The organism is Microbacterium yannicii (assembly GCF_024055635.1).
In the GTDB taxonomy this organism is placed as follows: domain Bacteria; phylum Actinomycetota; class Actinomycetes; order Actinomycetales; family Microbacteriaceae; genus Microbacterium; species Microbacterium yannicii.
Genome location: NZ_JAMXMB010000025.1, coordinates 89,048 through 112,906, shown reverse-complemented (window position 1 = coordinate 112,906; position 23,859 = coordinate 89,048). Strand labels below are relative to the sequence as shown.

At 71.5% G+C, this 23,859-nt stretch carries 20 protein-coding genes; 11 read left to right on the top strand and 9 right to left on the bottom strand.

Going from position 1 to position 23,859, the window contains the following annotated elements:
* Positions 1-45: 45 nt before the first annotated feature.
* From NCG93_RS10255 to NCG93_RS10245, 3 genes are all read left to right on the top strand, one after another.
* Positions 46-888, top strand: a complete 843-nt coding sequence (locus tag NCG93_RS10255; protein ID WP_194413971.1) for a PP2C family protein-serine/threonine phosphatase — start codon at positions 46-48, stop codon at positions 886-888.
* Positions 889-1,253: 365 nt separating this feature from the next.
* Complete coding sequence (locus tag NCG93_RS10250; protein WP_194413970.1) at positions 1,254-3,824, top strand: FtsK/SpoIIIE domain-containing protein; 2,571 nt, start codon at positions 1,254-1,256, stop codon at positions 3,822-3,824.
* A 9-nt stretch (positions 3,825-3,833) separates the two neighbouring features.
* A complete protein-coding gene (locus NCG93_RS10245) occupies positions 3,834-5,399 on the top strand; it encodes an APC family permease (protein WP_194413969.1) in 1,566 nt (521 codons plus the stop codon).
* A 98-nt stretch (positions 5,400-5,497) separates the two neighbouring features.
* Here the strand turns inward: NCG93_RS10245 and NCG93_RS10240 are convergent, their stop codons facing one another.
* The 3 genes from NCG93_RS10240 to NCG93_RS10230 all read right to left on the bottom strand — a co-directional run bounded on the left by NCG93_RS10240 (position 5,498) and on the right by NCG93_RS10230 (position 8,132).
* Positions 5,498-5,878 (bottom strand): DUF5655 domain-containing protein, encoded by a 381-nt coding sequence (locus tag NCG93_RS10240; protein ID WP_194413968.1) that lies wholly within the window; start codon positions 5,876-5,878, stop codon positions 5,498-5,500.
* A 92-nt stretch (positions 5,879-5,970) separates the two neighbouring features.
* Positions 5,971-7,086, bottom strand: coding sequence for an alanine dehydrogenase (ald, locus tag NCG93_RS10235; protein WP_194413967.1), 1,116 nt, complete (start codon positions 7,084-7,086; stop codon positions 5,971-5,973).
* Between the two features lie 56 nt (positions 7,087-7,142).
* Positions 7,143-8,132 carry an asparaginase gene (locus NCG93_RS10230; RefSeq protein ID WP_194413966.1) on the bottom strand — a complete coding sequence of 330 codons (990 nt, stop codon included), beginning with the start codon at positions 8,130-8,132 and terminating at the stop codon, positions 7,143-7,145.
* Positions 8,133-8,184: 52 nt separating this feature from the next.
* Here NCG93_RS10230 and NCG93_RS10225 point away from each other — a divergent pair, with 52 nt between their 5' ends.
* Complete coding sequence (locus NCG93_RS10225) at positions 8,185-8,661, top strand: OsmC family protein (protein ID WP_194413965.1); 477 nt, start codon at positions 8,185-8,187, stop codon at positions 8,659-8,661.
* A 24-nt stretch (positions 8,662-8,685) separates the two neighbouring features.
* On the opposite strand, the gene NCG93_RS10220 is transcribed toward NCG93_RS10225, so the two are convergent.
* Positions 8,686-9,513, bottom strand: a complete 828-nt coding sequence (locus tag NCG93_RS10220; protein WP_372495971.1) for a lysophospholipid acyltransferase family protein — start codon at positions 9,511-9,513, stop codon at positions 8,686-8,688.
* A gap of 95 nt (positions 9,514-9,608) precedes the next feature.
* Between NCG93_RS10220 and NCG93_RS10215 the strand changes: the two genes are divergently transcribed.
* Positions 9,609-10,574, top strand: coding sequence for an FKBP-type peptidyl-prolyl cis-trans isomerase (locus NCG93_RS10215; RefSeq protein ID WP_194413963.1), 966 nt, complete (start codon positions 9,609-9,611; stop codon positions 10,572-10,574).
* 37 nt (positions 10,575-10,611) lie between these two features.
* Complete coding sequence (dxr, locus tag NCG93_RS10210) at positions 10,612-11,697, top strand: 1-deoxy-D-xylulose-5-phosphate reductoisomerase (RefSeq protein WP_194413962.1); 1,086 nt, start codon at positions 10,612-10,614, stop codon at positions 11,695-11,697.
* A gap of 98 nt (positions 11,698-11,795) precedes the next feature.
* Here dxr and NCG93_RS10205 read toward each other — a convergent pair whose 3' ends face one another.
* From NCG93_RS10205 to NCG93_RS10195, 3 genes are all read right to left on the bottom strand, one after another.
* Positions 11,796-13,463, bottom strand: a complete 1,668-nt coding sequence (locus tag NCG93_RS10205; protein ID WP_194413961.1) for a Mur ligase family protein — start codon at positions 13,461-13,463, stop codon at positions 11,796-11,798.
* Positions 13,464-13,648: 185 nt separating this feature from the next.
* On the bottom strand, positions 13,649-14,374 hold the full coding sequence (locus tag NCG93_RS10200) for a YcnI family protein (protein ID WP_194413960.1): 726 nt from the start codon (positions 14,372-14,374) through the stop codon (positions 13,649-13,651).
* Between the two features lie 135 nt (positions 14,375-14,509).
* Positions 14,510-15,073 (bottom strand): hypothetical protein, encoded by a 564-nt coding sequence (locus NCG93_RS10195; RefSeq protein ID WP_194413959.1) that lies wholly within the window; start codon positions 15,071-15,073, stop codon positions 14,510-14,512.
* 93 nt (positions 15,074-15,166) lie between these two features.
* Here NCG93_RS10195 and NCG93_RS10190 point away from each other — a divergent pair, with 93 nt between their 5' ends.
* From NCG93_RS10190 to NCG93_RS10180, 3 genes are all read left to right on the top strand, one after another.
* The gene (locus NCG93_RS10190) at positions 15,167-16,462 is read left to right on the top strand and encodes a M50 family metallopeptidase (protein ID WP_194413958.1); all 1,296 of its coding nucleotides are present in this window, start codon (positions 15,167-15,169) and stop codon (positions 16,460-16,462) included.
* A gap of 114 nt (positions 16,463-16,576) precedes the next feature.
* The gene (locus NCG93_RS10185; protein ID WP_194413957.1) at positions 16,577-16,942 is read left to right on the top strand and encodes a YciI family protein; all 366 of its coding nucleotides are present in this window, start codon (positions 16,577-16,579) and stop codon (positions 16,940-16,942) included.
* Positions 16,942-18,171 (top strand): RNA polymerase sigma factor, encoded by a 1,230-nt coding sequence (locus tag NCG93_RS10180; protein WP_194414907.1) that lies wholly within the window; start codon positions 16,942-16,944, stop codon positions 18,169-18,171. The genes NCG93_RS10185 and NCG93_RS10180 overlap by 1 nt, the downstream gene beginning before the upstream one ends.
* Positions 18,172-18,322: 151 nt before the next feature.
* Here NCG93_RS10180 and NCG93_RS10175 read toward each other — a convergent pair whose 3' ends face one another.
* Both NCG93_RS10175 and NCG93_RS10170 read right to left on the bottom strand, forming a co-directional pair.
* Positions 18,323-20,269 (bottom strand): anthranilate synthase family protein, encoded by a 1,947-nt coding sequence (locus tag NCG93_RS10175; RefSeq protein WP_194413956.1) that lies wholly within the window; start codon positions 20,267-20,269, stop codon positions 18,323-18,325.
* 175 nt (positions 20,270-20,444) lie between these two features.
* On the bottom strand, positions 20,445-21,680 hold the full coding sequence (locus tag NCG93_RS10170) for a low temperature requirement protein A (RefSeq protein ID WP_194413955.1): 1,236 nt from the start codon (positions 21,678-21,680) through the stop codon (positions 20,445-20,447).
* 137 nt (positions 21,681-21,817) lie between these two features.
* Here NCG93_RS10170 and ispG point away from each other — a divergent pair, with 137 nt between their 5' ends.
* Both ispG and NCG93_RS10160 read left to right on the top strand, forming a co-directional pair.
* Complete coding sequence (ispG, locus tag NCG93_RS10165; RefSeq protein WP_194413954.1) at positions 21,818-22,969, top strand: flavodoxin-dependent (E)-4-hydroxy-3-methylbut-2-enyl-diphosphate synthase; 1,152 nt, start codon at positions 21,818-21,820, stop codon at positions 22,967-22,969.
* Positions 22,969-23,850, top strand: a complete 882-nt coding sequence (locus NCG93_RS10160) for a phosphotransferase (RefSeq protein WP_194413953.1) — start codon at positions 22,969-22,971, stop codon at positions 23,848-23,850. Before ispG ends, NCG93_RS10160 begins: the two co-directional genes overlap by 1 nt.
* The last annotated feature ends 9 nt before the right edge of the window (positions 23,851-23,859 follow it).

The window sequence follows — 23,859 nt, the reverse complement described above, 5'->3', positions numbered from 1 at the left end:
CGCAGGGGCGTAGGGCCCGTGTGCATCGTACGGGGAGGACACGGCGTGCCCGAGGTTTCCACCGAGTCTCTCGCCGTCCCGGTGCCCGGTGGCGTACTGGAGCTCTCGTGGGCCGCACTGACCGACACCGGTCGGCGGCGTGAGGTCAACCAGGACGCGATGTTCGCCTCGTACCCACTCTTCGTCGTGGCGGACGGCATGGGCGGCCACGTCGGCGGCGAGATCGCCAGTGCCAGCACCATCGAGCGTCTCCGCGCGGTCGCCGACAGCGGCCACGTGTCGACGAAAACGATCGAGAAGGCGCTGGCGCGGGCCGTGAAGGACATCGCGTCCCACCCCGAGGCCACCGATGACGGCACCGGCACCACGGTGACAGGTGTCTTCCTCGACACCACGGGGGATGCGCCGCACTGGGTCACGCTGAACATCGGCGACTCCCGCGTCTATCTGGTGCGCGACGGCGCGATCGTGCAGATCACGACCGACCACTCGGTCGTGCAGGAGCTGGTCGCTGCCGGCCGTCTCAGCCCCGAAGAGGCCGAGAACCACCCGTACGGCAACGTCATCACGCGGGCCGTGGGACCCAGCGAGGGCGTCACGCCCGACTACGTCCGGCTCGACGTGATCGAGGGGGACAGGTTCGTCATCTGCTCGGACGGGCTGACGAAGGAGCTCACGGATTACGGCATCCGCCACTTCCTCGACGAGAACTCCGATCCCGCCGACGCGGCGGCCGCGATGCTCGAGGCGGCGCTCGAGAACGGCGGACGCGACAATATCACGGTGATCGTGCTGGACGTCGGCCGGCCGGCGACGGTCGCTGAGGACGGTTCGGCGGCAGACGACGATTCGACAGTCGATCACGGTTCCTCCCCAGCTGGGGAATGAGCCGGCGGATCCACAGATCCTTCATTCGGCCGTCCGAGCCCGCGTCCGGGGCGGTGGACTTGGCCTATGCGCTCGACCGCTTCCCCGATCGTCGACCCGGTGGCCTCCGACGACGAGCCACTGACGCTTCCCGCCGCATGGCGTCCGCCGACGCGGCCACCACTGCCCCTGGTGGCCGCGATCGTCCCCGTCGTCGGCGCCGTGGCACTCTGGCTCGTCACCGGTTCGGTGTTCTCGTTGTGGTTCGCACTCCTGGGTCCGGTGATCGCCGCGGCGACCGTGCTGGATGCGCGCCGAGCGGCGCGGAAGGACGGCAGACGGCGGCGGCTGACGCCGCGCGGGCCCGCGATGATGTCGCAACCGCGGTGGCCGCGCGTCACGCGGGCGAGCGTGCACAGCTTTGGGCGCGGCATCCCGATGTCGCCCGCCTCGTCTCGCGCGACGGCGACATCTGGCGCGGCGGCCGGGTCGCGTCGATCGTGGTCGGCGAGGGGGAGCGACAGAGCATCGTGCGCGTGACCGGCGGCGACGGAGATCCCGAGGCCATCGAGCTGCGCCGCCGCGCAGCCCGGGTCGCCGGTGCCCCGGTCACCGTGCCGCTGACGTCCGGCATCGCGGTGGTCGGCGGCGACACGCTCGGGGCGGGCGTGCAGCGGGCGCTCGCGCTGCAGCTGTGCCTGGCACTGGCCCCCGGTGATCTGCGCATCGTCGGCCCGGTCGGCCCGACGCTGGAATGGGTGGAGGCACTGCCGCACTTCGCGGCCCGGAGCGGCACGGCGCTCGCCGTCATCGGCCCCGGCGAACTGGTGCCCGGTGAGGCGGACGTCGTGATCGCGCGGTGCCACCCCGGCGAACCGCTGCCGCCGCGGTGCGAGGCCGTTCTGACGGTCGACGCGCCCGGCGTCGCCCGCATGGAGCACGCCGGCGACACGGTGCCCGTGCGGGCCGAGGCGGTCGGGCGGGCGCAGGCCGATGAGATCGCGCGTGAGCTGACCGGCCGCGCCGAACGCAGCCTCGGCCTGCTGCGGGAAGGCGGCGAGCCTCTGGCGCTGGCACCGCTGCTCGCAGCCGTGCCAGCGACGATGCGCGGACTGCCCGCGGCGATCGGGGTGGCGGGCGGGGTGACGGCCATCGTCGACCTGGTCGCCGACGGCCCTCACGCCGTGGTGGCGGGCGTGACCGGCTCCGGCAAGAGCGAGCTGCTGATCACGTGGATCCTGGCGCTCTGCGCGACCCGCACCACTGACGAAGTGACGTTCCTGCTGGCGGACTTCAAGGGCGGGACGGCGTTCGACGGGCTCGCGGGGGTGCCGCACGTCACCGGCGTGATCACCGACCTGGACGGCTCGGGCGCGCGACGGGCGATGGAGAGCCTCCGTGCCGAACTGCGACGCCGCGAGGCCACTGTCGCGGCGGCCGGCGCTCGCGACATCCTCGATCCGCGTGTGCGCCTTCCCCGGTTGGTCGTGGTCGTCGACGAGTTCGCCGCACTGCTGGCCGACCATCCTGAGCTGCATGCGCTCTTCGCCGACATGGCCGCACGTGGCCGTGCCCTCGGCATCCACCTCATCCTCGGCACCCAGCGGTCGGCGGGCGTCGTCAGGGACAACCTGCTCGCGAACTGTCCATTGCGCGTCAGCCTCCGCGTCACAGACCCCGCCGACAGCCGTGCGCTCCTCGGCACCGACGACGCCGCGCGTCTGCCCGGCGGGACAGCGGGGCGGGGGACCGCGTTCGTGCGCCGCGCGGGCGACGCCGCGCCGCAGCAGGTGCGGATCGCGCTGTCGACCCCCGAGGACGTCGCCGTGGCCGCCCTGCGCACCGGTCGCCGTCCTCCGTCGCGCCCGTGGCTGCCGGCCCTCCCCGCCCTGCTGACGGTCGACGAACTCGCGGCCCACGCGTCGGAGGCGCCGGACGTCCTCCCCGCGGGAGGCGTGCTTCTCGGCCTGGCGGACGAGCCGGAGCGTCAACGCCAGCCGGTGGCACTCGTCACTCCGGCCGATCGCGGACTGCTCGTGCTCGGCGGGCCGGGTTCCGGTGTCTCCAACGCGCTCGAGGTGATCGCGACCCAGTCGCGGGAGATGGTCGTCCGCGTACCGGCGCACCCGGAACGCCTGTGGGACGCCTTGTCATCTCTGCACGACCGACTTCCTCCGGCGGGCTCGGCCGTGCTGATCGACGACCTCGACGCGGTGGCGCTGCGCCTGCCGGCCGAGTACGCGCATGTGGTGCTCGAGCGCGTCGAGGAGCTCGTGCGCCGCGCGGGCGGCGCCGGCGTGCTCGTCGTCGCGGGAGCCCATCGGCTCACCGGCGCGGTGTCGCGCGTCGCCGAGCTGTTCCCGCGGCGGCTGATCCTTCCCTACCCGTCGCGCGTCGACCACGCGGCTGCCGGCGGCGATCCGTCGGGCTTCGATCCTTCCGCCCCGCCCGGGCGTGGCCGCCTGGACGGCCGAGCGGTGCAGATCGCGGCCGCGCCGACCGCGCTGCCCGAGACCGAAGCCGTGGAAGAGGCCTGGATGCCGACGGCACGGCTCACCGGTGTGGTCGCGCGCCGGTCGCCCACGGGGCGCCGGGCGCACGCCGCCTGGCAGGAGCAGGGCGTGCGGGTGGTCGAGGTGGACGACTACGTGGCCCATCCCGCGCCTGCGGCCGAGGGCTGTGTGGTCGTCGTGGGGGAACCGGACGACTGGCAGCGTCACTGGCGTCTACTGGCTGATGTGCGCGGTGACCACGATCTGGTCATCGACACATCGTGCGCCGCGGAGCTTCGCGTCGTGGCGGGATTCCGCGGCGTACCGCCGTACTGCGAGCCGGGAGCGGGGCGCGCCTGGCTCATCTCCTCCGGCGCGGACCCCGTCCGCATTGTCCTTCCCATCGACGATGTCCAGCCGAACCGTCGGGGGACCGTGTTGACCGGCTCATCTCCCAGCGCTTAACGTCACACTGTGGCTACAACCCCGATCGATCTGCAACGGCCCGAGGGCAAAGGGCTCGCCGCCGGCACGCTGGGCCTCTGGGGCTCCACCGTCATCGGCCTCGCGTCCACCGCCCCGGTGTACTCCCTGGTGGCGACCCTCGGGTTCGTCGTCCTCGCGGTCGGTGCCCAGGCGCCCATCGCGTTCGTCATCGCGTTCATCCCGATGCTCTTCATCGCGTTCGCGTACCGCGAGCTGAACAACGCGGTGCCCGACTGCGGCACCACGTTCACGTGGGGCACCAAGGCGTTCGGGCCATGGGTGGGATGGATGGGCGGATGGGGCGTCGCCGTCGCCGGCATGGTCGTGCTCGCGAACCTGGCGCAGATCGCCGGCATCTACTTCTGGGCGCTCATCGACGGGTTCGTCGGCAATCCGGAGGACGCGCTGCTCTCCGACAACGTCCCCCTGGTGACGGCGACCGGCGTCGTGTTCATCGCCGCGATGACGTGGGTCAGCTGGCGCGGCGTCGAGATCGGCGAGCGGATCCAGAACATCCTGCTCGGCATCCAGTATCTGGCCCTGGCGATCTTCGTCGTCGCCGCGCTGTGGCAGTTCTTCGCGGGCAGCGCTCCCGACCCGACTCCGTTCGACTGGTCGTGGTTCAACCCGTTGGCGTTCACGGAGTGGGGCGGGTTCGTCGAGTCCATCCTGCTCGCGCTCTTCATCTACTGGGGCTGGGACACCTGCCTCGCCCTGAACGAGGAGACCAAGGATCCCAAGCGCATCCCCGGACGGGCGGCTCTGCTGACCACCGTCATCCTGCTGGTGACATACGTGGGAGTCACCGTCGCTGCGATGATGTACGCGGGTCTGGGCAGCGACGGCACGGGCCTCGGCAACGAGGCGAACGCCGACGACTTCTTCCTGGCGATCAAGGACGGACTGCTGGGCCCCCTCGGCTGGGTGCTCGTCGTCGCCGTCATGATCTCGGCGATCTCTTCCACGCAGACCACGATCCTGCCCACGGCACGGGGAACGCTGGCGATGGCGGCGTACAAGGCCCTCCCGCGGAGGTTCGCCTCGGTGCACCCGCGCTACAAGACGCCGTCCTTCTCCACGCTGGTCATGGGCATCGTCGCGTCGGTCTACTACATCGGCATGACCCTGATCAGCGACAACATCCTGCAGGACTCGATCCTCTCGCTGGGTCTCGCCATCGCGTTCTACTACGCCATCACCGGCTTCGCCTGCGTCTGGTACTTCCGCCGCGACCTCTTCACCTCGGCGCGGAACTTCTTCTACCGGTTCCTCTTCCCCCTGCTGGGCGCACTGATGCTGACGTACGCCTTCGTCCAGTCGGCGATCGACATGTACGACGTCGACTACGGCTACACCGTGCTCCTCGGCATCGGCGGCACCTTCGTCCTGGGTATCGGCTCCCTTGCGTTCGGCGTGCTCCTGATGTTCCTCTGGTTCGCCTTCCCGCGAGCGAAGACCTTCTTCCGCGGCGAGAGCCTCAACCGTGACACGGAGGTGCTCGTTCCGGAGGACCCGGCCGACTTCTCCCGGTCGATCGACGGCGGCCTCGCCTGAGCTTCGGCCGACTCCGCCGCGGCCGACTCCGCCGCGGCATCCGGCCGGTGCGGTGAAGCAGGTCGTGCCGCCGGGGGTCGATTGACGGTCCGGCAGTCTCAGGGCCGGAGGTGCGCCCCGCAACCCACCTCGTAGGCCTCCCGCAGCCACGACGCGAACGTCTCATCGAACCGGCCCTCGTCGGTGAGACGGAACTGATGCACGAACAGGCGCGGCCCGTAGGGTGAGACGCCGAGGATCCTGGAGTCGGGCGGCAGCTCGCGCATGAGGTCGAAGTACCCGCGCACCCCCTGCCGCACCGGCCGGGCACCCGCGAAGCCTCGGCGCGGCCCGCGGAAGGTCACCGTCGTCTTGGACACCGCATGCGTCACCGCGCCGAACGAGCGGATGAGCTCGTCGACGGCGTGCCACAGCCGCACGGCCTCGGGCTCCGCGCCGCGCAGATGGTCTTCCACCGTCCATTCGTGCTGTTCGGTCATCGCCCCAGTGTGGCGCGCCGCTCCGACATCCGCACTGCGGGCGCGCATGCCGAACCCCCGGGTGCGGGGCACCCGGGGGTCGGTCACAGGGCTCAGGCCAGCGCGGCGTCCAGCGGTGAGAGCTCGAAGTCGTGCGCCGTCGCGACACCGGCGTTCACGATGCGCCCACCCACGGTGTTGAGGCCGGCCGCCAGCGCGGGGTCCGAGCGAAGCGCTTCCCGCCACCCGCGCCGGACGATCTGGCGGATGTAGGGGAGCGTCGCGTTCGTCAGCGCCGAGGTCGACGTGTTGGGCACCGCGCCGGGCATGTTGGCGACGCAATAGAAGATGCTGCCGTGCACCGGGAACGTCGGGTCGGCGTGCGTGGTGGCGTGCGTGTCTTCGAAGCAGCCGCCCTGGTCCACGGCGATGTCGACGAGCACCGAGCCCGGACGCATGCGCGCCACCATGTCGTTCGTGACGAGCTTCGGAGCTTTCGCGCCGGGGATGAGCACGGATCCGATGACGAGATCCGACGAGACGACGGCGCGGTCGAGGTCGAGCGGGTTCGAGGCCGCCGTCTTCACCCGTCCCTGGAAATGATCGTCGAGGTACCGGAGCCGCTGCACGTTGGTGTCGAAGACTGTCACGTCGGCACCCATGCCGACCGCGATCACTGCCGCGTTCGCGCCCGCGACGCCTCCGCCGATCACCGTCACCGCTGCCGGCCGCGTGCCCGGAACGCCCGACATGAGAAGGCCGAGACCGCCTGCGGATCGCATCAGCGTCGCCGCGCCGACGGTCGGCGCGAGCCGGCCGGCGACCTCGCTCATGGGCGCAAGAAGGGGGAGGCCCCCGCCGGAGAGCTGGACGGTCTCATAGGCGATGGCCGTGACGCCGTCCGCCACCAGCCGCTCCGTCAGCGGCCGGTCCGCGGCGAGGTGGAGGTAGGTGAACAGGACGAGGTCGTCGCGGAAATAGCCGTACTCGCTCGAGATCGGCTCCTTGACCTTCAGGAGCAGCTCCGCCCGTGCCCACACGTCGGCGGCGTCGTCCAGCAGCACCGCTCCGGCCGCCTCGTACTCCGCATCGGGCATCGAGGAGCCCTCGCCGGCGCCGCGCTGCACGAACACCTCGTGGCCCGACGCGACCAGGTCGTGCACTCCTGCGGGAGTGAGGGCGACCCGGTACTCGTTGTTCTTCACCTCGGTGGGGACACTGATCCGCATCGTGTGATCCTTTCCGCTCCGCCGTTGGAGCGCTCGGGCTCCTTGTGGGAGCGCCTCTAGAAGGCGGGGCGGATGGCCCCGACATCCTGCCCGCCGCCGGTGACGGCGAGGGGAAGTCGCGAGATGGTGTCGGCGACGTCGGACGATGCGAGCGCGCCGTGGCGCTCCAGCAGTCGCAGCGCGACCGCGGTCGCCGCGCGACCGCTGCCGTCCAGCATCTTGAGCGCCACCGTGGTGCCGTTGGCCGCCGCCATGACCATGACGCCCTCGGCGCCGCCCTTGGCGAAGACGCCGAGGCGTTCGATGGCGATCGTGTCGGCGCGGCCGGGGCCGTCGATGGTCCAGGGGTTCGCGCGTACGGCATCGACCAGCGCGCCGGCACTGCGGTGCAGCGCGAAGGGCGAGGTCGTCGACGAGTTGCCGATGCGGTGGATCGCCCGGGCGAGGCCGAACAGGGTCATGGCGTAGACGGGAGCGCCGCAGCCGTCGACGGCGGTCGCGGCGATCTTCTCACCGATGAGGCGCTCGATCGTCTCGCGGATGAGGATCTGCACCGGGTGATCCGGCGCCAGGTAGCCCTCCGGCTCCCACCCGTTGACGACGCTGGTGAGCAGCATGGTCGCGTGCTTGCCGGAGCAGTTCATGCGGATGCGCGCCGGCTGACCGAGCTCGCGCACCATCTCGTCCCGGGTGGTGGTGTCGCTGGGCCAGGCCGCCGGGCAGCCGAGGTCCTCCTCGCCGAGCTGAGCGAGCGAGAGGATGTCGCGGACGACGGCGACATGACGGTCGGTGCCCGCATGGCTCGCGGTCGCGAGCCCCAGCCGCTCGCCCTCCAGCGGCGCGCCCGCCGTCAGGCACGCCAGCGCCTGGAGCGGCTTGAGGCTCGAACGGGGGAGGATCAGTGCCGACGGATCCCCGAGCTTCTCGGCGATGGTGCCGTCGGCGGCCAGCACGATGGCGATGCCCGCGTGTCGGGACTCGATGAATCCGCTGCGTTCGACAACGGCGAGTTCGACGGCGTCGGCTGCGGCGAAGGTCTGCGGCACCCCGACAGCCTACCGCCGCGGTCGCGGTGCGCCCGCATGACAGACTGTCCGCATGTGGGGTGAGCACCGATACGCCGTTCGGTCGACGTGGACCGGTGACCGCGGCACCGGCACCTCCGGCTACCGGGACTACGACCGTGCCGTGACGATCGAGATCGACGGAAAGCCCGCTCTCGCGGCCTCGGCCGACAAGCCCTTCCGCGGCGATCCGTCCCGCTGGAACCCCGAGGACATGCTCGTCGCCGCCCTCAGCGAGTGCCACCTGCTGTCGTACCTCCACGCGTGTGTACAGGCCGGCGTGGTGGTCGTGGGCTACGAAGACGAGGCATCCGGTCTCATGGTCGAAGACGGGCGCGGCGGCGGCGCGTTCCGGGAGGTCGTGCTGCGGCCGCGCGTGACCGTCGCGGATGCCTCGATGACGGATGCCGCAACCGCCGCGCACGCGCAGGCGGCCGAGTGGTGCTTCATCGCGAACTCGGTCAACTTCCCGGTGCGGCACGAGCCCACGATCGTGGTCGCGTCGTCCTGAGAGAACCCCGCACGGGGGCGGTCGTCAGCGGCGCTCGTGGGGGAGGACCTGCTTGATGCGGTCGATCGGGTTCTGCGCCGGAACCTCGTTGTAGGCGTTCGCGAGCTCCTGACCCGACAGGGCGTGGATCGCGGCCATGATCTCGTCGGTCGCAAGCCGACGGGCCTTGCCCGACGATGCCGGACCGTGGTGCGCAAGGTCGAGGGGTTCGCCGAACCTGACGGTGATGCGATGCGTGAGCGAGGGCATCTTCGCGCCGACGGGCATGACGTCGTCGGTGCCGATGAGCCCGACGGGTACGACGGGCGCGCCGGTCTGCAGTGCGAGGAACGCCACCCCCGTCCGCCCCTTGTAGAGACGGCCGTCGAGTGAGCGGGTGCCCTCGGGGTACAGCGCGACGGCGCTTCCCTCTTCGAGCAGCGTGCGCTGCTGGTCGAGCGCGTCGAGCGCGGCCTGTCCTGCGCCGCGCTGCACGGGGATCGCGCCGATGGCGGTGAAGAACCAGCGGGATGCCCCGCCCTCGAAGTAGCTCGCCTTCGCGAGGAAGTGCACCGGCCGCGGTGCTGCCACGGGGATCGCGATCGAGTCGATGAACGACAGATGATTGCTCGCGAAGATGACCGGGCCGGACTTCGGGACGTTGGCCCGGCCCTCGACGCGCGGGCGGTAGAGGAGGCGTGCGAGAGGCCGGATGATCTGGCGACCCAGGGCGTAGGTGATGCCCATCCGGCGCGCCGGGACGGGAAGGGATCCGGAAGCTTCCGCCGTATCGCCGGCGGTGTCGTCGGCGCCGGGTACGAGGTCGGAAGTCACCCGTAGAGGGTACATCCGATCGCATTCCGGTTCCGGCATGGGGGTTTCTCGGACCGACATAGCGAACATTCAGCGCGAACGGAGCAAAGATGCGAAAAGATGGAGGCTTCCCTTCCATGTCTCGAGGTTGTTCCGTGCGCATTCGCCCGCTCGCCGCCCTGTCCGTCGCCGCGATGTCGGCCCTCCTGCTCGCCGGCTGCGCCGGCTCGGGCGAGCCGGACGCCACCCCCAGCCCGTCCTCGTCGGCCGCCTCGGAGTGCGGTCTCGACCCGCAGCCCGGCGCCGACTCCGACGCCATCACCGTGACCGGCAGCGCCCCCTCGCTCGCCGCGCAGGTGCCCGCCGATCTCGAATTCGCGGATCTGCAGCGCACGATCTCGGAGCAGGCCGACGGCGAGGACCTCGCCATCGGGCAGCTCGTCTCCGGCCAGTACCTCGTCGTCGACCCGACCACGGGCGAGGTCCTGCTCGACTCGGCGACCACCGCACCGGACGATTCCGGCCTGGTGCCGATCGTGGTCGACGGCAGCAGCATCTTCGGCAGCAGTGTCCTGTGCACGCCGCTCGGTTCGGCCACGGCGTTCACCATCCCGGGCTCGATGCTCGGCGAGGGTGCGTCCAACGCCGTCGTCGTGGCCCAGTCGGTCGACCAGCTTTCCCTGGTCGCCACCGGTGAGGACCAGGACCCCGTGGCGGGCATGCCGGAGGTCGAGCTCGACAGCGACGGCAAGCCGTCCGTCACGATCGCCGATGACTTCACCGCCCCCGACACGACTCAGCTCGCCGTTCTGAAGAAGGGCGACGGCCCGACCGTGAACCCGGGCGACACCGTCTTCGTCCAGTACCTGGGTGTGCTGCCCGACGGCACCGAGTTCGACTCCAGCTGGAGCCGCGGCCAGCCGACGTCGTTCCAGACCACCGGCGTCGTCCAGGGCTTCCAGAAGGCGCTCGAGGGGCAGACCGTCGGCTCCCAGATGCTCGCCGTCATTCCGGCTGCAGAGGGATACGGCGACCAGGAGCAGGGCTCGATCCCGGCCAACTCGCCGCTGATCTTCGTCGTGGACATCCTGGGCGTGCAGCGCGCCGCTGCCGCCGAGTAGCACGCGGTCGCATCCGGCCCGCCGCTAGGCTGGCCGGATGCGGCGCGTCCTGATCCTCGGCTCGACCGGCTCCATCGGCACGCAGGCGCTCGACGTCGTGCGGGCCCATCCGCGGCGATTCGAGGTGGTGGGACTCGCCGCCGGCTCCGACCGCGCCGGGCTCGAGGCGCAGGCCGCCGAGTTCCGCGTCGAGAGCACGGGTCTCGGCGCGATCGAGGCCGAGCAGCTCGTGCGCGATGTCGAAGCCGACGTCGTGCTGAACGGCATCACCGGCTCCGTCGGGCTCGGGCCGACGCTCGCGGCCCTCGAGACCGGTCGAACGCTGGCGCTCGCGAACAAGGAGTCGCTGATCGTCGGCGGCGATCTCGTCACGGCGCGCGCGCGTCCCGGTCAGATCGTGCCGGTGGATTCGGAGCACTCGGCCATCGCGCAGGCGCTGCGATCGGGCGAGCGCGACGAGGTGCGCCGCCTCGTGCTGACGGCGTCCGGTGGGCCGTTCCGCGGGCGCAGCCGTGCGTCGCTCGAGTCCGTCACGCCGGCCGAGGCGCTCGCACATCCGACCTGGGACATGGGACGGGTGGTCACGACGAACTCGGCGACACTGGTCAACAAGGGCCTCGAGGTGATCGAGGCGCACCTGCTCTTCGGTGTGCCGTACGCCGAGATCGACGTCGTGGTGCACCCGCAGTCGATCGTGCACTCGATGGTCGAGTTCGTCGACGGGTCGACCATCGCACAGGCCTCCCCGCCCGACATGCGCCTGCCGATCTCGCTCGGGCTCGACTGGCCGAGCCGCGTGGCCGGCGTCGGCCGGCCGCTCGACTGGACGACCGCGACCGCGTGGACGTTCGAACCGCTCGACGACGCCGCGTTCCCCGCGGTGCGCCTCGCCAAGCAGGTGGGCCGCGCCGGGGGCACCTACCCGGCGGTGTTCAACGCCGCCAACGAAGAGGCAGTGGACGCCTTCCACGAGGGACGGCTCAGCTTCCTCGGGATCGTCGAAACGATCGCGCGGGTGGTCGACGCGCACGAGGCACCCGACAGGCTCACCCGCGAAGCGCTCGCCGACGCCGAGGAGTGGGCGCGCCGCACCGCCGCGAAGGCGATCGCCGCGGCATCCTGATCAGCGCCGTCCGGCACGTTCGTCTCGCTCGTTCCTCGCACGCTCAGCGACACGAGTCGATGCCCGGTCGTTGAGCGAGCGCAGCGGGACGAGATGTCTCAGGCCTCGGGGTACACCGGGCGCAGGGGATCGGATGCCGGGGTCTCATGCTCCGGGTAGGGCACCGGCCAGTGCGGCTCGGGCACCGGCCAGCCCGCCTCGCGCAGGGCACGACGGGCGAGTTCGCGGGCCGAGTAGGGCGTGCGGACGCCGCGGATGTCGCGGTAGTCCTGGTGCCCGGGACCGGCCCACAGGATCGCGTCGCCGTCGCCCACCAGCGCGACGGCCTCGATGATCGCGCGCTCGGGTGGGGAGAACTCGTGGATCTCGGCGTCCGGACGCGCCCGGCGTGCGCCCTCGACGAGGGTCGCCCGGATCGAGTCGGGGTCCTCGTGGCGGGGGTGGTGGTCGGTGACGACGAGGATGTCGCTGCCCTCGACGCCGGTGCGCCCCATGTCGTGCCGCTTCGTGGCGTCGCGGTCGCCGTCGGCGCCGAAGAGCATGACGACCTTTCCTGGCGTCACCCGGCGCACTGCCGCGAGCGTCTTCTCGAACGCGTCGGGGGAATGGCCGAAGTCCACGTAGACGGCCGGTCCCGTCTCGCCGGAGACGAGCTCGGTGCGACCGGGCAGATAGGCGTCGATCCGTCCGCCGTCGAGGGCCCCGACCAGGCGCTCCCACGCGTAGCCGCCCTCGAGGATCATGACGATCGCGAGGCCGGCGTTGGCGGCCATGTGGCGTCCGATCACCGGCACGAGGGTCGTCAGCGTGCGCCCGTCGCGGGCGGTGAGGCGGAACTCGGTGCCGACTTGGCGTTCGTCGAGGATGTCGACGACCCAGTCGGCGGCGGCTGCGGCATCCGGGTCCGAGGCGAGGACGGGCGTGCCCACCGTGACGGTCGGCACCTCGCTGCGCGCGACCACCTCGACGCCGGGCTCGGAGTCGACGCAGACCACGGCGCGACGCGCGCGGTCGGGACGGAACAGCGGTAGCTTCGCCTCGAAGTACTCGCGCATGTCGGCGTAGTCGTCGAGGTGGTCGTGCGTGAGGTTCGTGAATCCGGCGACGTCGAACACGATGCCGTCCACGCGACGGCGGCTCAGTGCCTGCGCGCTCACTTCGACGGCGACGGCCTCGACGCCGCGCTCGCGCATCAGGGCGAGGAGCGCGTGCATCTCGTACGCCTCGGGCGTCGTCAACCGCGACACCACGATCTGGCCGGCGATGTGGCGCTCGGCGGTCGATGACAGGCCGGTCACGGCGCCGAGCTGGCCGAGGATCCCCTCGAGGAGGTGCGAGACGCTCGTCTTGCCATTGGTCCCGGTCGTGCCGAAGAGGATCGGCAGCTGGTCGTCGCGGCCGGTGCTGTAGACCCAGGCCGACAGCTCGCCCAGGAGTGCACGGGGATCGTCGACCAGCACCACGGGGAGCCCGCTCGCTGCCGCGACGTCGGCTCCGGCGGCATCCGTCACCACCGCCACTGCGCCCTTCTCGGCGGCCGTCGTGGCGAACTCGGCGCCGTGGCGGTTGACGCCCTGCACGGCGACGAAGACGTCGCCCGGGCGCAGATCGGCGGTGGCGAGGGTGATGCCCGTGAGCGTGGGGGCGGCGGCGACGTCACCGCGGACATCGACGGCGAAGCGCGCCGCGAGGTCCGCGAGGGAGTGGGTCGGCGGCGCGTCGGGGCGGAGTACCGGGGGCAGGTTCGAAGGCGCGTCGGTCGGCATGGCGCATCCATCTTCGCACGGCGCCCGGGCCCCGGTCGGCGGCGGATCGAGGCGCTGACGGGGGCGGCGGGACGAAACGTCGCCGGGACGTTCGGCGACGTTTCGTCCCGCTCCTTCCTCGCTCGCTCAGCGACCCAGGCAAACGCCCGCGGGCGACGGCGTGGCGCCGCGCGGGCGCGGTCCGGTCAGGCCTTGCGGCGACCGCGCACGAGCACGATCACCAGCGCCGCGAGGCCCGCCACGAGTCCACCGGCGGCGAGCCAGCGTGCGACCGGATCGGTGGATGTGACGGATGCCGCGTCCGCCGCATCCGAGGAGGCATCGGCGTCCTGGTCCGCGCCCGCCGCGTCGGCATCGTGACCGGCGCCGGCGTCGTGACCGGCGTCGGCGTCGTCCGCGACCGCGCCCACCTCGACGAGCGGCGCCGGCGCGTCGAGGTCGTGCGGGTCTTCGCCGTCCTCGGCGATCTGCGTCCACGCCGTCTCGCCTGCGGCGCACGTCTGGGTGACGGGGAAGGCGAGCGTCGTGCCGGCGGTCGCCTCGGTGAACAGCACGTCCATCGAGACGGTCGCCTTGAGTCCGTCCTCGACGGGCGCGTCGGGTGTGTACACGACGCGCGTCGGCACGCCGTCGGCGCCGAGCTCGCGCGTGATGGTCCAGCCGCCCTGCACGACGGGCGTCGCGTTGCCGACGCCGTCGGGGATGTCGACGGCGAGGGCGGTCGTGGGGGATCCGTCGCAGCCGTGCGAGAACGAGAACGTGAGCGTCTCGGTGCCGCCGGCGGATGCGCTCTCGGGATCCACGTGGACGTGGGCCGACGCGGCGAGCGGCGCGGCGAGGGCGAGGGCGAGGCCGGCGGTGGCGCCGATCACGAGGCGGCTGAGGGAGTTCTTGCGGGTGAGCGTGTTCATGGGTGTGCTTTCGTCTGTCGTCGGGGTGATCGGCGCGGACGGCCGATCGGCGGTACGCCGCGGGCGCGCGTACGCGAGAGGATCCGGCGCGCGCAGGGGCGCGGCCGGCGACGGGCGCGGCGCCGGTGGCGCCGCTCAGACGAAGGCGGGGGGTCCTCGCCGGGAGGCGTCGGAGAGGACGATGCGCAGCGCACCCAGCGACGGGCGCGACGACGGCACGACGACGCGCGGACGCGAAGCACGCGGGGCGATGGCGTGGCTGCGCGCGAAGACCGAACGGATGCCGCGGCCCAGGGCGCGCAGCATCCGCTCTCCGCTGTGCAGCCCGGCGACCGTGGCGAGTGCGGCCAGCGCGTGGGCGGCGAGCATGGGCGCGTCGGGGAGCACGACGGCGCTCAGCTGGCCACCCAGGTGCGTCACGTGGTGCCCGTGGAGGGCCGCGGGATCGGCGTCGGCGGTGACGGCGAACGCCACGTGGAAGAGTGCCTGGCTCGCGAGCACGGTGACGGCCATCCGCCACGCAGCCAGACGGCGTCCGACGAGGACCACGGCGAAGGGGGACGCCAGGATCCCCACGGCGGCGACGAGTGCAGGAGTCGGCGCTCCGCCGCCCGCGAGGGTGTGAGCCGTGGCCGCGACGACCGTCGCGATCCATGCCGCGGCGGTGCCGCGCAGCGCGCGCACGTGGCGTGGGGTCACGGCTCCTCCTCGCATCGAGCCTAGGGGAGGAGCGCCGCCTTCCTCGCCCGCCGTCACACCCAACTCAAAGCATCGCGCGGGTACCGTGGGCGTGTGGAGATCCTCGCGTTCGTCATCGGTGTCGCGCTCATGGTCGTGGGCCTCGCCGTGTCGATCGCACTGCACGAGCTCGGACACCTCTGGCCCGCGAAGAAGTTCGGCGTCCGCGTCGGCCAGTACATGATCGGATTCGGGCCCACGCTGTGGTCGCGTCGCATCCGCGGGACGGAGTACGGGTTCAAGGCCATCCCCCTCGGGGGCTACATCTCCATGGCCGGCATGTATCCGCCCTCACCCGAGGCTGCGAGCCGTGACGGTCGGGCCGGGGGCGGCTTCTTCGCCACGATGGTGCAGGACGCCCGCGAGGCCAACGACGAGACGCTGCACGGCGACGACGATGCGCACGTCTTCTACCGCCTGCCCGTCTGGAAGCGCATCGTGGTGATGCTCGGCGGACCGGTGATGAACCTCCTGTTCGCGATGGTGCTGTTCGCGATCCTCCTCACCGGCATCGGCGTGCAGACGGCCACGACGACCGTCGCCCGCCTGTCGGAGTGCGTCCCGACCACGACGTCGACGGAGTGCGCCGAGTCGGCTCCCGCGGCCCCTGCCCAAGCGGCGGGGATCGAAGCCGGCGACACGATCGTCTCGATCGACGGGCAGCCGGTCGCCGACTTCGACGAGGCCACCGCCATCATCCGGTCCTCGCCCGGCGAGCAGCTGACGTTCGTCGTCGAGCGCGACGGCACGGAGCAGAGCATCCAGGTCACGCCCGCGACGATCGACACCGAGGTGACCGCGGCTGACGGCACGACCACGACCGAGGAGGTCGGCTTCGTCGGCGTCGGCCCCGCGGTCGACTATGTCAGGCAGCCGATCTGGGCGGGACCCGAGATGGCCGTCCAGAACGTCGGCGCGGTCGCCGGGATCATCTGGCAGCTCCCGGCGAAGGTCTGGCAGACCGGCGTCGATCTGGTCACGGGCGCCGAGCGCGACCCGAACGGCCCCCTCAGCATCGTGGGAGCCGGACGGCTCTCGGGCGAGGTCGCCGCGGCGGATTCGCCGATCCTGAACCGGGTCGCCGGGTTCCTCTCGCTGCTGGCGTCGCTCAACATCGCCCTCTTCGTCTTCAACCTCATCCCGCTGCTGCCGCTGGACGGCGGTCATGTCGCCGTCGCGCTGTGGGACGGTCTGAAACGGGCGTGGGCGAAGCTCTTCCACCGCCCTCCGCCGAAGCCGGTCGATGCGACCAGGCTCGTGCCGATCACGTTCGCCGTGTTCATCGCGCTGCTGGTGATGGGCGGCGTGCTCATCCTCGCCGACATCTTCAACCCGGTCTCGCTGATCTGAGCCGTGGGCGGCTGTCGCCGCGCTCCGCCAGGATTCTTCGTCGGTCGTGTCGAAAACGGCCTTGTCCGTTCGCTGTAGGGATGCAACGGTTCCACTGACGAAAGGACGACGACCGTGAAGTACGTGATCATGTTCACCTCGACACCCGAGCTCGACGACGCGGTGCCGGAGGAACGCCGCCAGGAGGTGTACGGCCGGATCTACGAGTGGTTCGGCACGAACGCCGACAAGATCTCCGACGGCGGCGCCGAGCTGCTGCCGGTCTCGACGGCGACGACGGTGAAGTCCGCCCCGGAGGGCCCGGTGGTCGTCGACGGTCCCTTCTCGGAGGCCAAGGAGGTCGTGGGCGGGTTCAGCGTCATCGACGTCCCCGACCTCGACGACGCCATCGCCCTGGTCAAGACGTGGCCCTCCATGGAGCTGCCGGGCATCGCCGTGGAGATCCGCCCGATGGTGACGGACTACAGCCAGTTCGAGTGATGACTGCACCGGCCACTCCGTCTGCTCCGGGCGCGGCGGCATCCGATCGGCTGCTGGCCGCCGTGGTGCGCGAGGAGTCCGCGCGCATCACGGCGGCGCTCACGGTGTCGTTCGGCAGCTTCGGCGTCGCCGAGGAGGCCGTCGCGGAGGCGGTCGAGGAGGCGCTGCGTGAATGGCGTGCGCGCGGGATCCCGCCGAAGCCCGGCGCCTGGCTGATGCAGGCGGCGCGGCACAATGCGCTCGACCGCGTGCGGCGGGAACGCGTGCTGCGTGACAAGGTCGCGCTGCTCACGCCGGTGGCGAGCATCGGAGGGGCACCGGCCGACGAGCGCCTGCCGCTGCTGTTCGGCTGCTGCCACCCGGCGCTCGCGCCCGACGCGCAGCTCGCGCTCACGCTCCGCGCGGTGTGCGGACTCACGACGGCGCAGATCGCCCGCGCGACGTTCTCCACAGAGCCGGCCGCGGGCCAGCGCATCTCGCGCGCCAAGCGCAAGATCGCCGAGAGCGGCATCCCGCTGCGGGTTCCCGAAGGAGCGGATGCCGCGGCACGCCTCGACCTCGTGCTGACGGTCGTCTCCGTGATGTACAGCGAGGCCCACTTCATGGCGGGAGCGAATGCCGAGGCCGACCGAGACCTCGCCGACGACGCACTCTGGATCGCCCGGGTGGTCGCCGAGGCGCTGCCGCACGCTGCGGAGGCGCAGGGACTCCTCGCCCTCCTGCAGTTCCACCGCGCACGCGAGTCGGCGCGCTCCGTGGAGGGCGAGCTCGTCCTGCTCGCCGACCAGGACAGGTCTCGATGGGACGCCGAGCTTCTCGGCGCGGCCCGGGTCTCCCTGGAGCGCGCTGCGCGACTGCGCCGTCCCGGACGCTGGCAGCTGCACGCGGCGATCGCTGCGTGCCATGCGGATGCCGCGGACGCGAAGTCGACCGACTGGCTGCAGGTGCTCACCCTCTACGACATGCTGCTCGCGTACGACAGGTCGCCCGTGGTGCGACTCAACCGCGCCGTCGCTCTGGCACGTGTAGAGGGGGCAGCGGTCGCGCTCGCCGAGGTCGACGGGCTCGCGGATCCGCTGGCCCGTTCGCACCTGTGGCATGCCGTCCGGGCATCACTGCTGCGGGACCTGGGCCGGGACGAGGAGGCGATCGCCGCGGACCTCCACGCGCTCGAGCTCACGGCGAACGAGGCCGAGCGGCGCCTTCTCGCGGCCCGCGCGGGACGGTGAGCCGCAGCATCCGTCCGCGTTCTCGGGTTCGGGGCGCACGCCGCGCACACGGGGCGCGCGCGTTGCGCCCCGAACGTTCGCCGCGCGCCCCAAACCCGACACCCGAACCCGAACCCGAACCCCAAGAAGAGGTTGAGGTGGGATGCGGCGCTCAGGCGGTGACCGGCGCCAGGGCCTGCTCGACCAGGCGCTGCAGCGTGGTCATGCCGTCGCGCGACAGGATCGATTCCAGGTGCCCCTGCACCGACGCGAAACCAGGACCGCGCAGTGCGTAGACATCGCCCGACGCGTCGGCGGCGATCTCGGCCTCGCCGGCGCGGGTGGTACCTGCCGGGACGCGGGCCGTGAAGGTGTTGTAGAAGCCGATGGATGCCGGCATCCCGAACACGTCGACGGACTTCTGCAGTCCCTGGTGCGGCGCGTCCAGCGGGGCGAGGTCGACGCCGAAGGTGTCGGCGAGGATCTGGTGGCTCAGGCACACGGCGAGGATCGGCCGGCCGCTCTCGCGGCGTCGCGCGACCACTTCCCGCATGCGGCGGATGCGGGGGCTCGACTCGTCGCGCGGGTCGCCGGGCCCGGGCCCGGATACCAGCAGTTCGGCGTCATCGATCTGCGCGTCGGTCACCTCGTCCCACGGTGCGATCCGCACGTCGAGCCCGAGATGGCGCAGTTGATGGGCGAGCATCGTGGTGAAGCGATCCTCGGCGTCCACGACGAGCGCCGACCGGCCGGCGTACGGCGCGGGCCCGTCCGAGCCCTGCGGGTTGAGCCAGAACTCGGCGAGGCGCCCGTTGCGCGAGGCCAGCAGCTCGGCGATCGCCGGATCGTCCGCGAGTCGGCGGGGCGCGGGGGCGGGGGCGTCCTCATCGATGACGTCGCCGTCGGGCGCGGGGACGACGACGGCAGCCTCCGCCACGGCGTCACGGGGCACGGCGCCGATGGCGCCGAGCACGCCCGCGGCCTTTCCGTGCGTCTCGCCGACCTCGCCGTAGGGGTCCGAGTGGCGCACGAGCGTGGCCCCGACGGGGACGCGCAGCCGGCCGTCCTGCAGGTACGCGGTCCGGATCAGGATCGGCGCATCGAGGTCGTGCGTCGCCTCGCCGGCCGCGAGGGTCAGACGCGGGGTGAACAGCGCGGCAACGCCCGAGTAATAGCCCCGCGGGGTGGTCTCGTGCCGGGTGATGACGGTGCAGGCGTTCTGCATCGGCGAGCCGGTGACGGTCGGCGCGAACATCGTCTCGCGGAGGATGTCGCGCGGATCCAGCCGGCTGCGCCCGCGCAGGACATATTCGGTGTGGGTCAGCCGCGACATCTCCTTGAGGTGCGGACCCGTGATGCGGCCGCCGTCGGAGCAGACGGCGCTCATCATCTTGAGCTCCTCGTCGACGACCATGAACAGCTCCTCCGTCTCCTTCGTCGAGCGGAGGAACTCGGTGAGCGTCTCGGCGGTCGCGCCCCCGGCGGGGTGACGGAACGTGCCCGAGATCGGGTTCATCGTCACGACGCCGTCCCGCGCACTGACGTGTGCTTCGGGGCTCGCGCCGACGGCGACGTGGCCCGGTGTGACGATCGCGAAGGTCCAGTACGCGCCGCGCTCGTGCTCGAGGAGCGCCCGGAACCACGTCAGGGCGGCGGTGGCGGCATCCGTCGACACACCCGCGGTGAAGTCGCGGCGGATGACGAAGTTCGCGCCTTCGCCTCGGCCGATCTCATCGGCGATCACCCGCCGCACGATGCCGGCGTACTCCTCGTCGGCGATGTCGAAGCCGGCGTCCTGCAGCGCGACCGGCTCGGCCGGCAGCTGTGCCAGCGCTTCGTCGCGGGGGAGCGCCGTCCGCTCGGCGACGATGAGGCAGCGCAGCGGCGCGCCGTCATCGTGGCACTCGAAGCCGCGCTCGCGCACCTGCCGGAACGGCACCAGCGCGAGCACCTCGCGCGGTGTTCCCGCGGCGTCGGTCAGGGGGATGTCCGCGAGCAGGTCGACATCGACCACGTCGCCGGTCAGCAGTTCGACCGTCGTGTCGTCGCGGGCGATGAGGGCGAAGGGGATGCCGCGGTCGGCGATCTCGCGGAGCGAGGGGTGGGCGGGCCCGGTCATGGCTGTGGTTCTTTCGTCGTGGGGGGAGGCATCCCTTACGAAAAAGAAGACCGCCCCGAGGGCGGTCTGGGTCGCGCGAAACCCACCGCCTATGCGGTGAGCCACCAGGTGAGGCGTGCGGACATGCGCCGAACCTACCACACCGCTCGTGGCCCCCGTCGGCCGCGGAGCGACGTCACGTCTGTCGCGCGCGCTCCAGCATCTGGGCGCCGTGACGCCAGCCGACCGTCTCGTATCCGACCACCACGACCGCGGGCGCACACGCGATGAACAGCAGCGCCACCCCGAGCGAGGCCCCGAGCGTGACCGCGATGACGCTCGCGGCGAGCGCGGCGACCGACCCGAGGTAGAGCCAGATGTGGAACGGGTCGAACTGCATCACGGTGAGCGCGTAGATGCCGAACAGGAAGGTCTCATAGACGAGCACCGGGATCGCGATGCTGAGCACCGCGAAGGTCTCGTCGACGTGCGCCGCGTGCGAGATGACGTTGGCGGCGACGTGGAGCCCCGCCCCCACGGCGATCAGGGAGCCGAAGACGAAGAGGTGCAGGTATCCCCACGGGAAGCCGCGCCAGCGATGGCGTTCCAGCACCTCCCCGAACGGGATGGCGAAGTAGTTCCACCACATGCCGAACGCGAGGGCGGTGCCGCCGAAGGCGATCAGTGCGGCCTCCAACGACCACACGTCATCCTGAACGACGGCCGAGATCGCGAGGATCGTGCCGAGGATGACCTCGCCGAGCGTGATGATGACGAGGAGTCCGTAGCGCTCGGCGATGTGATGCGGGTGCCACGGCGTGGGCCCGAAGCGCTTCTCGGCGAACAGCGGGCCGGCCAATTCGAACAGCATCAGCAGTGTCGTGAACACCAGCGTCACGCCGACGGGCAGGTGGATGAAGATGAGCGCGATCCACCCGAGCTGCGCGATCGAGACATTGACGATGTACGCGACGCACGTCTTGCGGCGCGCCTCGTCCTGGACGGCGGCGCGGATCCACAGGGCGATGGTCGCGACGCGCATGACGACGTAGCCGACGACCATGACGGTGATGTTCAGATGGTCGCCCTCGCCGATGGAGTGGAACACGTCAGGCACGCCGAGCGCGACGATGAGCACCCCCACCATCACGATCAGTGTCGAGACGCGGAAGTAGATGTCGTCCGTGTCGTATGCCGACGCCAGCCAGCTGTAGTTGATCCACGCCCAGGTGACCGCGAATGTCGCGAACGCGAATCCGGTGAGCGCCGATGCGACGTGCCCGAGCTCGAGGTAGTGCGCCATCTGCGACGAGATCTGGCTGAAGGCGACGACGAAGGTCAGGTCGAACAGCAGTTCCAGAGGGGTCGCTGTCCGGTGGGCCTCGTTGGGGTCCCTGCCGGTCATGCGTCCGAGGTGGTGGCTCAGGCTCATGCCGGGAAGATACACCGTGCGCGGGACGCACTCGTACGCGAGCGGATGCCGCGGGTCGCGGCATCCGCTCAGCACTTCGGCAGGCCGCTCCCGGCGACACCGGGCCCGGCGTGCGCGTCGCCGCGTAGGCTGGGGGCGTGCCAGCCGTCAATCTCGGGATGCCCAAGGTCCCCGAAACGCTCGCCCCCCGTCGCAAGACCCGCCAGATCAAGGTGGGCAAGGTGCTGGTCGGCGGCGATGCTCCGGTCAGCGTGCAGTCGATGACCACGACGCCGACCACCAACATCAACGCCACGCTGCAGCAGATCGCCGAGCTCACCGCGTCGGGCTGCGAGATCGTGCGCGTCGCCGTGCCGTCGCAGGACGACGCCGACGTGCTGCACATCATCGCGGCGAAGAGCCAGATCCCGGTGATCGCCGACATCCACTTCCAGCCCAAGTACGTGTTCCAGGCGATCGACGCCGGCTGCGGCGCGGTGCGCGTGAACCCGGGCAACATCCGCAAGTTCGACGACCAGGTCGGTGCGATCGCCGCCGCCGCGAAGGCGGCGGGGGTGTCGCTCCGCATCGGCGTCAACGCCGGCTCCCTCGACAGGCGTCTGCTCGAGAAGTACGGCAAGGCGACGCCCGAGGCCCTCGTCGAAAGTGCCGTGTGGGAGGCGTCCCTGTTCGAGGAGCACGACTTCCACGACTTCAAGATCTCGGTCAAGCACAACGACCCGATCGTGATGGTCAAGGCCTACCGGCTGCTCGCCGAGCGCGGCGACTGGCCCCTGCACCTCGGCGTCACCGAGGCGGGGCCCGCGTTCCAAGGCACGATCAAGTCGGCGACCGCCTTCGGCATCCTGCTCGCCGAGGGCATCGGCGACACCATTCGCGTGTCGCTGTCGGCGCCGCCGGCCGAAGAGGTCAAGGTCGGCCATCAGATCCTGCAGTCCCTGAACCTGCGGGAGCGCAAGCTCGAGATCGTGTCCTGCCCGTCCTGCGGCCGCGCCCAGGTCGACGTCTACACGCTCGCCGACAACGTCACCGAAGGGCTGAAGGACATGACGGTGCCGTTGCGCGTCGCGGTCATGGGCTGCGTCGTCAACGGCCCGGGTGAGGCCCGTGAGGCCGACCTCGGCGTCGCCTCGGGAAACGGCAAGGGACAGATCTTCGTGAAGGGCCAGGTCATCAAGACCGTCCCCGAAGCGGACATCGTCGCCACCCTCATCGAGGAGGCGAACCGCCTCGCCGCCGAGATGGGGCCGGACGCCGCGATCGGCACCGCGCAGGTCGTCACGTCCTGATGGGTCCGGGCCGCCTCTCGGCCCCGCAGCGCGCACGTGTCGACGCCTGGCTGCCGGGGGCCGAGCTCGTCGCCGACCTCAGCTGGAACCTGGTGGAGACGGTCGTGCTGCGGATGCGGCACGCCGGTCGCGAGCTGATCGTCAAGGCGGCCGGCGACGGCGACCACCATCTCGGTCGCGAGCTCGCTGCGCACGCGGGCGGCTTCGTCTCCGTGTGGCAGCAGAGCGGCTCGGCGGCGCGTCTGCTCCACGCCGACCCGGCGGCGCGCGTGATCGTGCTCGAGTGGCTGCCGGGCGCGCTCGCGTACCGGACGCCGGCGGGAGTGGACCCGGAGGTCCACCGCCGCGCCGGGGACCTGCTGCGCCGCTTCCACGCGCAGGCGGCACGGCCGTCGGAAGGCACGGATGCCGCGGCCACCGCCCGCGCGCTGCGCTGGTTGGACTCGCCGCACGCCATCTCCCCTGCGGTGGAGGCTCGGCTGCGTCTCGCGCTCGACGCGCTGCCGCCGGTGGAGGTGGATCTCGTTCCGACACACGGCGACTGGCAGCCGCGCAATTGGCTCGTCGACGGCGATACGGTGCGGGTGATCGACTTCGGCCGGTTCGCGTTCCGCCCGGCCGCGACCGACTTCGTGCGACTGGCGGCCCAGGAATGGCGTGAGAGTCCCGACTGCGAGACGGCGTTCTTCGAGGGCTACGGCGGCGATCCGCGGCTCGGCTCCGATGTGTCTGAGCGAGGTTCGGGCCGGTCGCACTGGCTGCAGCTGCGATTGCGCGAAGCGATCGGCACCGCCTGCTGGGCTCACCAGGTGGGCGACGCCGAGTTCGAAGCGCAGGGCCACCGCATGATCGCCGAGGCGTTGGCCGAGTACGAGGCCTGACGCAGGCTC

Excerpts from the sequence above, each read along its gene's own strand:
- NCG93_RS10240 (WP_194413968.1), bottom strand. The coding sequence starts at position 5,878 with ATGACCGAACAGCACGAATGGACGGTGGAAGACCATCTGCGCGGCGCG.
- ald (WP_194413967.1), bottom strand. The coding sequence starts at position 7,086 with ATGCGGATCAGTGTCCCCACCGAGGTGAAGAACAACGAGTACCGGGTC.
- NCG93_RS10225 (WP_194413965.1), top strand. The coding sequence starts at position 8,185 with ATGTGGGGTGAGCACCGATACGCCGTTCGGTCGACGTGGACCGGTGAC.
- NCG93_RS10220 (WP_372495971.1), bottom strand. The coding sequence starts at position 9,513 with ATGCCGGAACCGGAATGCGATCGGATGTACCCTCTACGGGTGACTTCC.
- dxr (WP_194413962.1), top strand. The coding sequence starts at position 10,612 with ATGCGGCGCGTCCTGATCCTCGGCTCGACCGGCTCCATCGGCACGCAG.
- NCG93_RS10205 (WP_194413961.1), bottom strand. The coding sequence starts at position 13,463 with ATGCCGACCGACGCGCCTTCGAACCTGCCCCCGGTACTCCGCCCCGAC.
- NCG93_RS10200 (WP_194413960.1), bottom strand. The coding sequence starts at position 14,374 with ATGAACACGCTCACCCGCAAGAACTCCCTCAGCCGCCTCGTGATCGGC.
- NCG93_RS10180 (WP_194414907.1), top strand. The coding sequence starts at position 16,942 with ATGACTGCACCGGCCACTCCGTCTGCTCCGGGCGCGGCGGCATCCGAT.
- NCG93_RS10175 (WP_194413956.1), bottom strand. The coding sequence starts at position 20,269 with ATGACCGGGCCCGCCCACCCCTCGCTCCGCGAGATCGCCGACCGCGGC.
- NCG93_RS10170 (WP_194413955.1), bottom strand. The coding sequence starts at position 21,680 with ATGAGCCTGAGCCACCACCTCGGACGCATGACCGGCAGGGACCCCAAC.
- NCG93_RS10160 (WP_194413953.1), top strand. The coding sequence starts at position 22,969 with ATGGGTCCGGGCCGCCTCTCGGCCCCGCAGCGCGCACGTGTCGACGCC.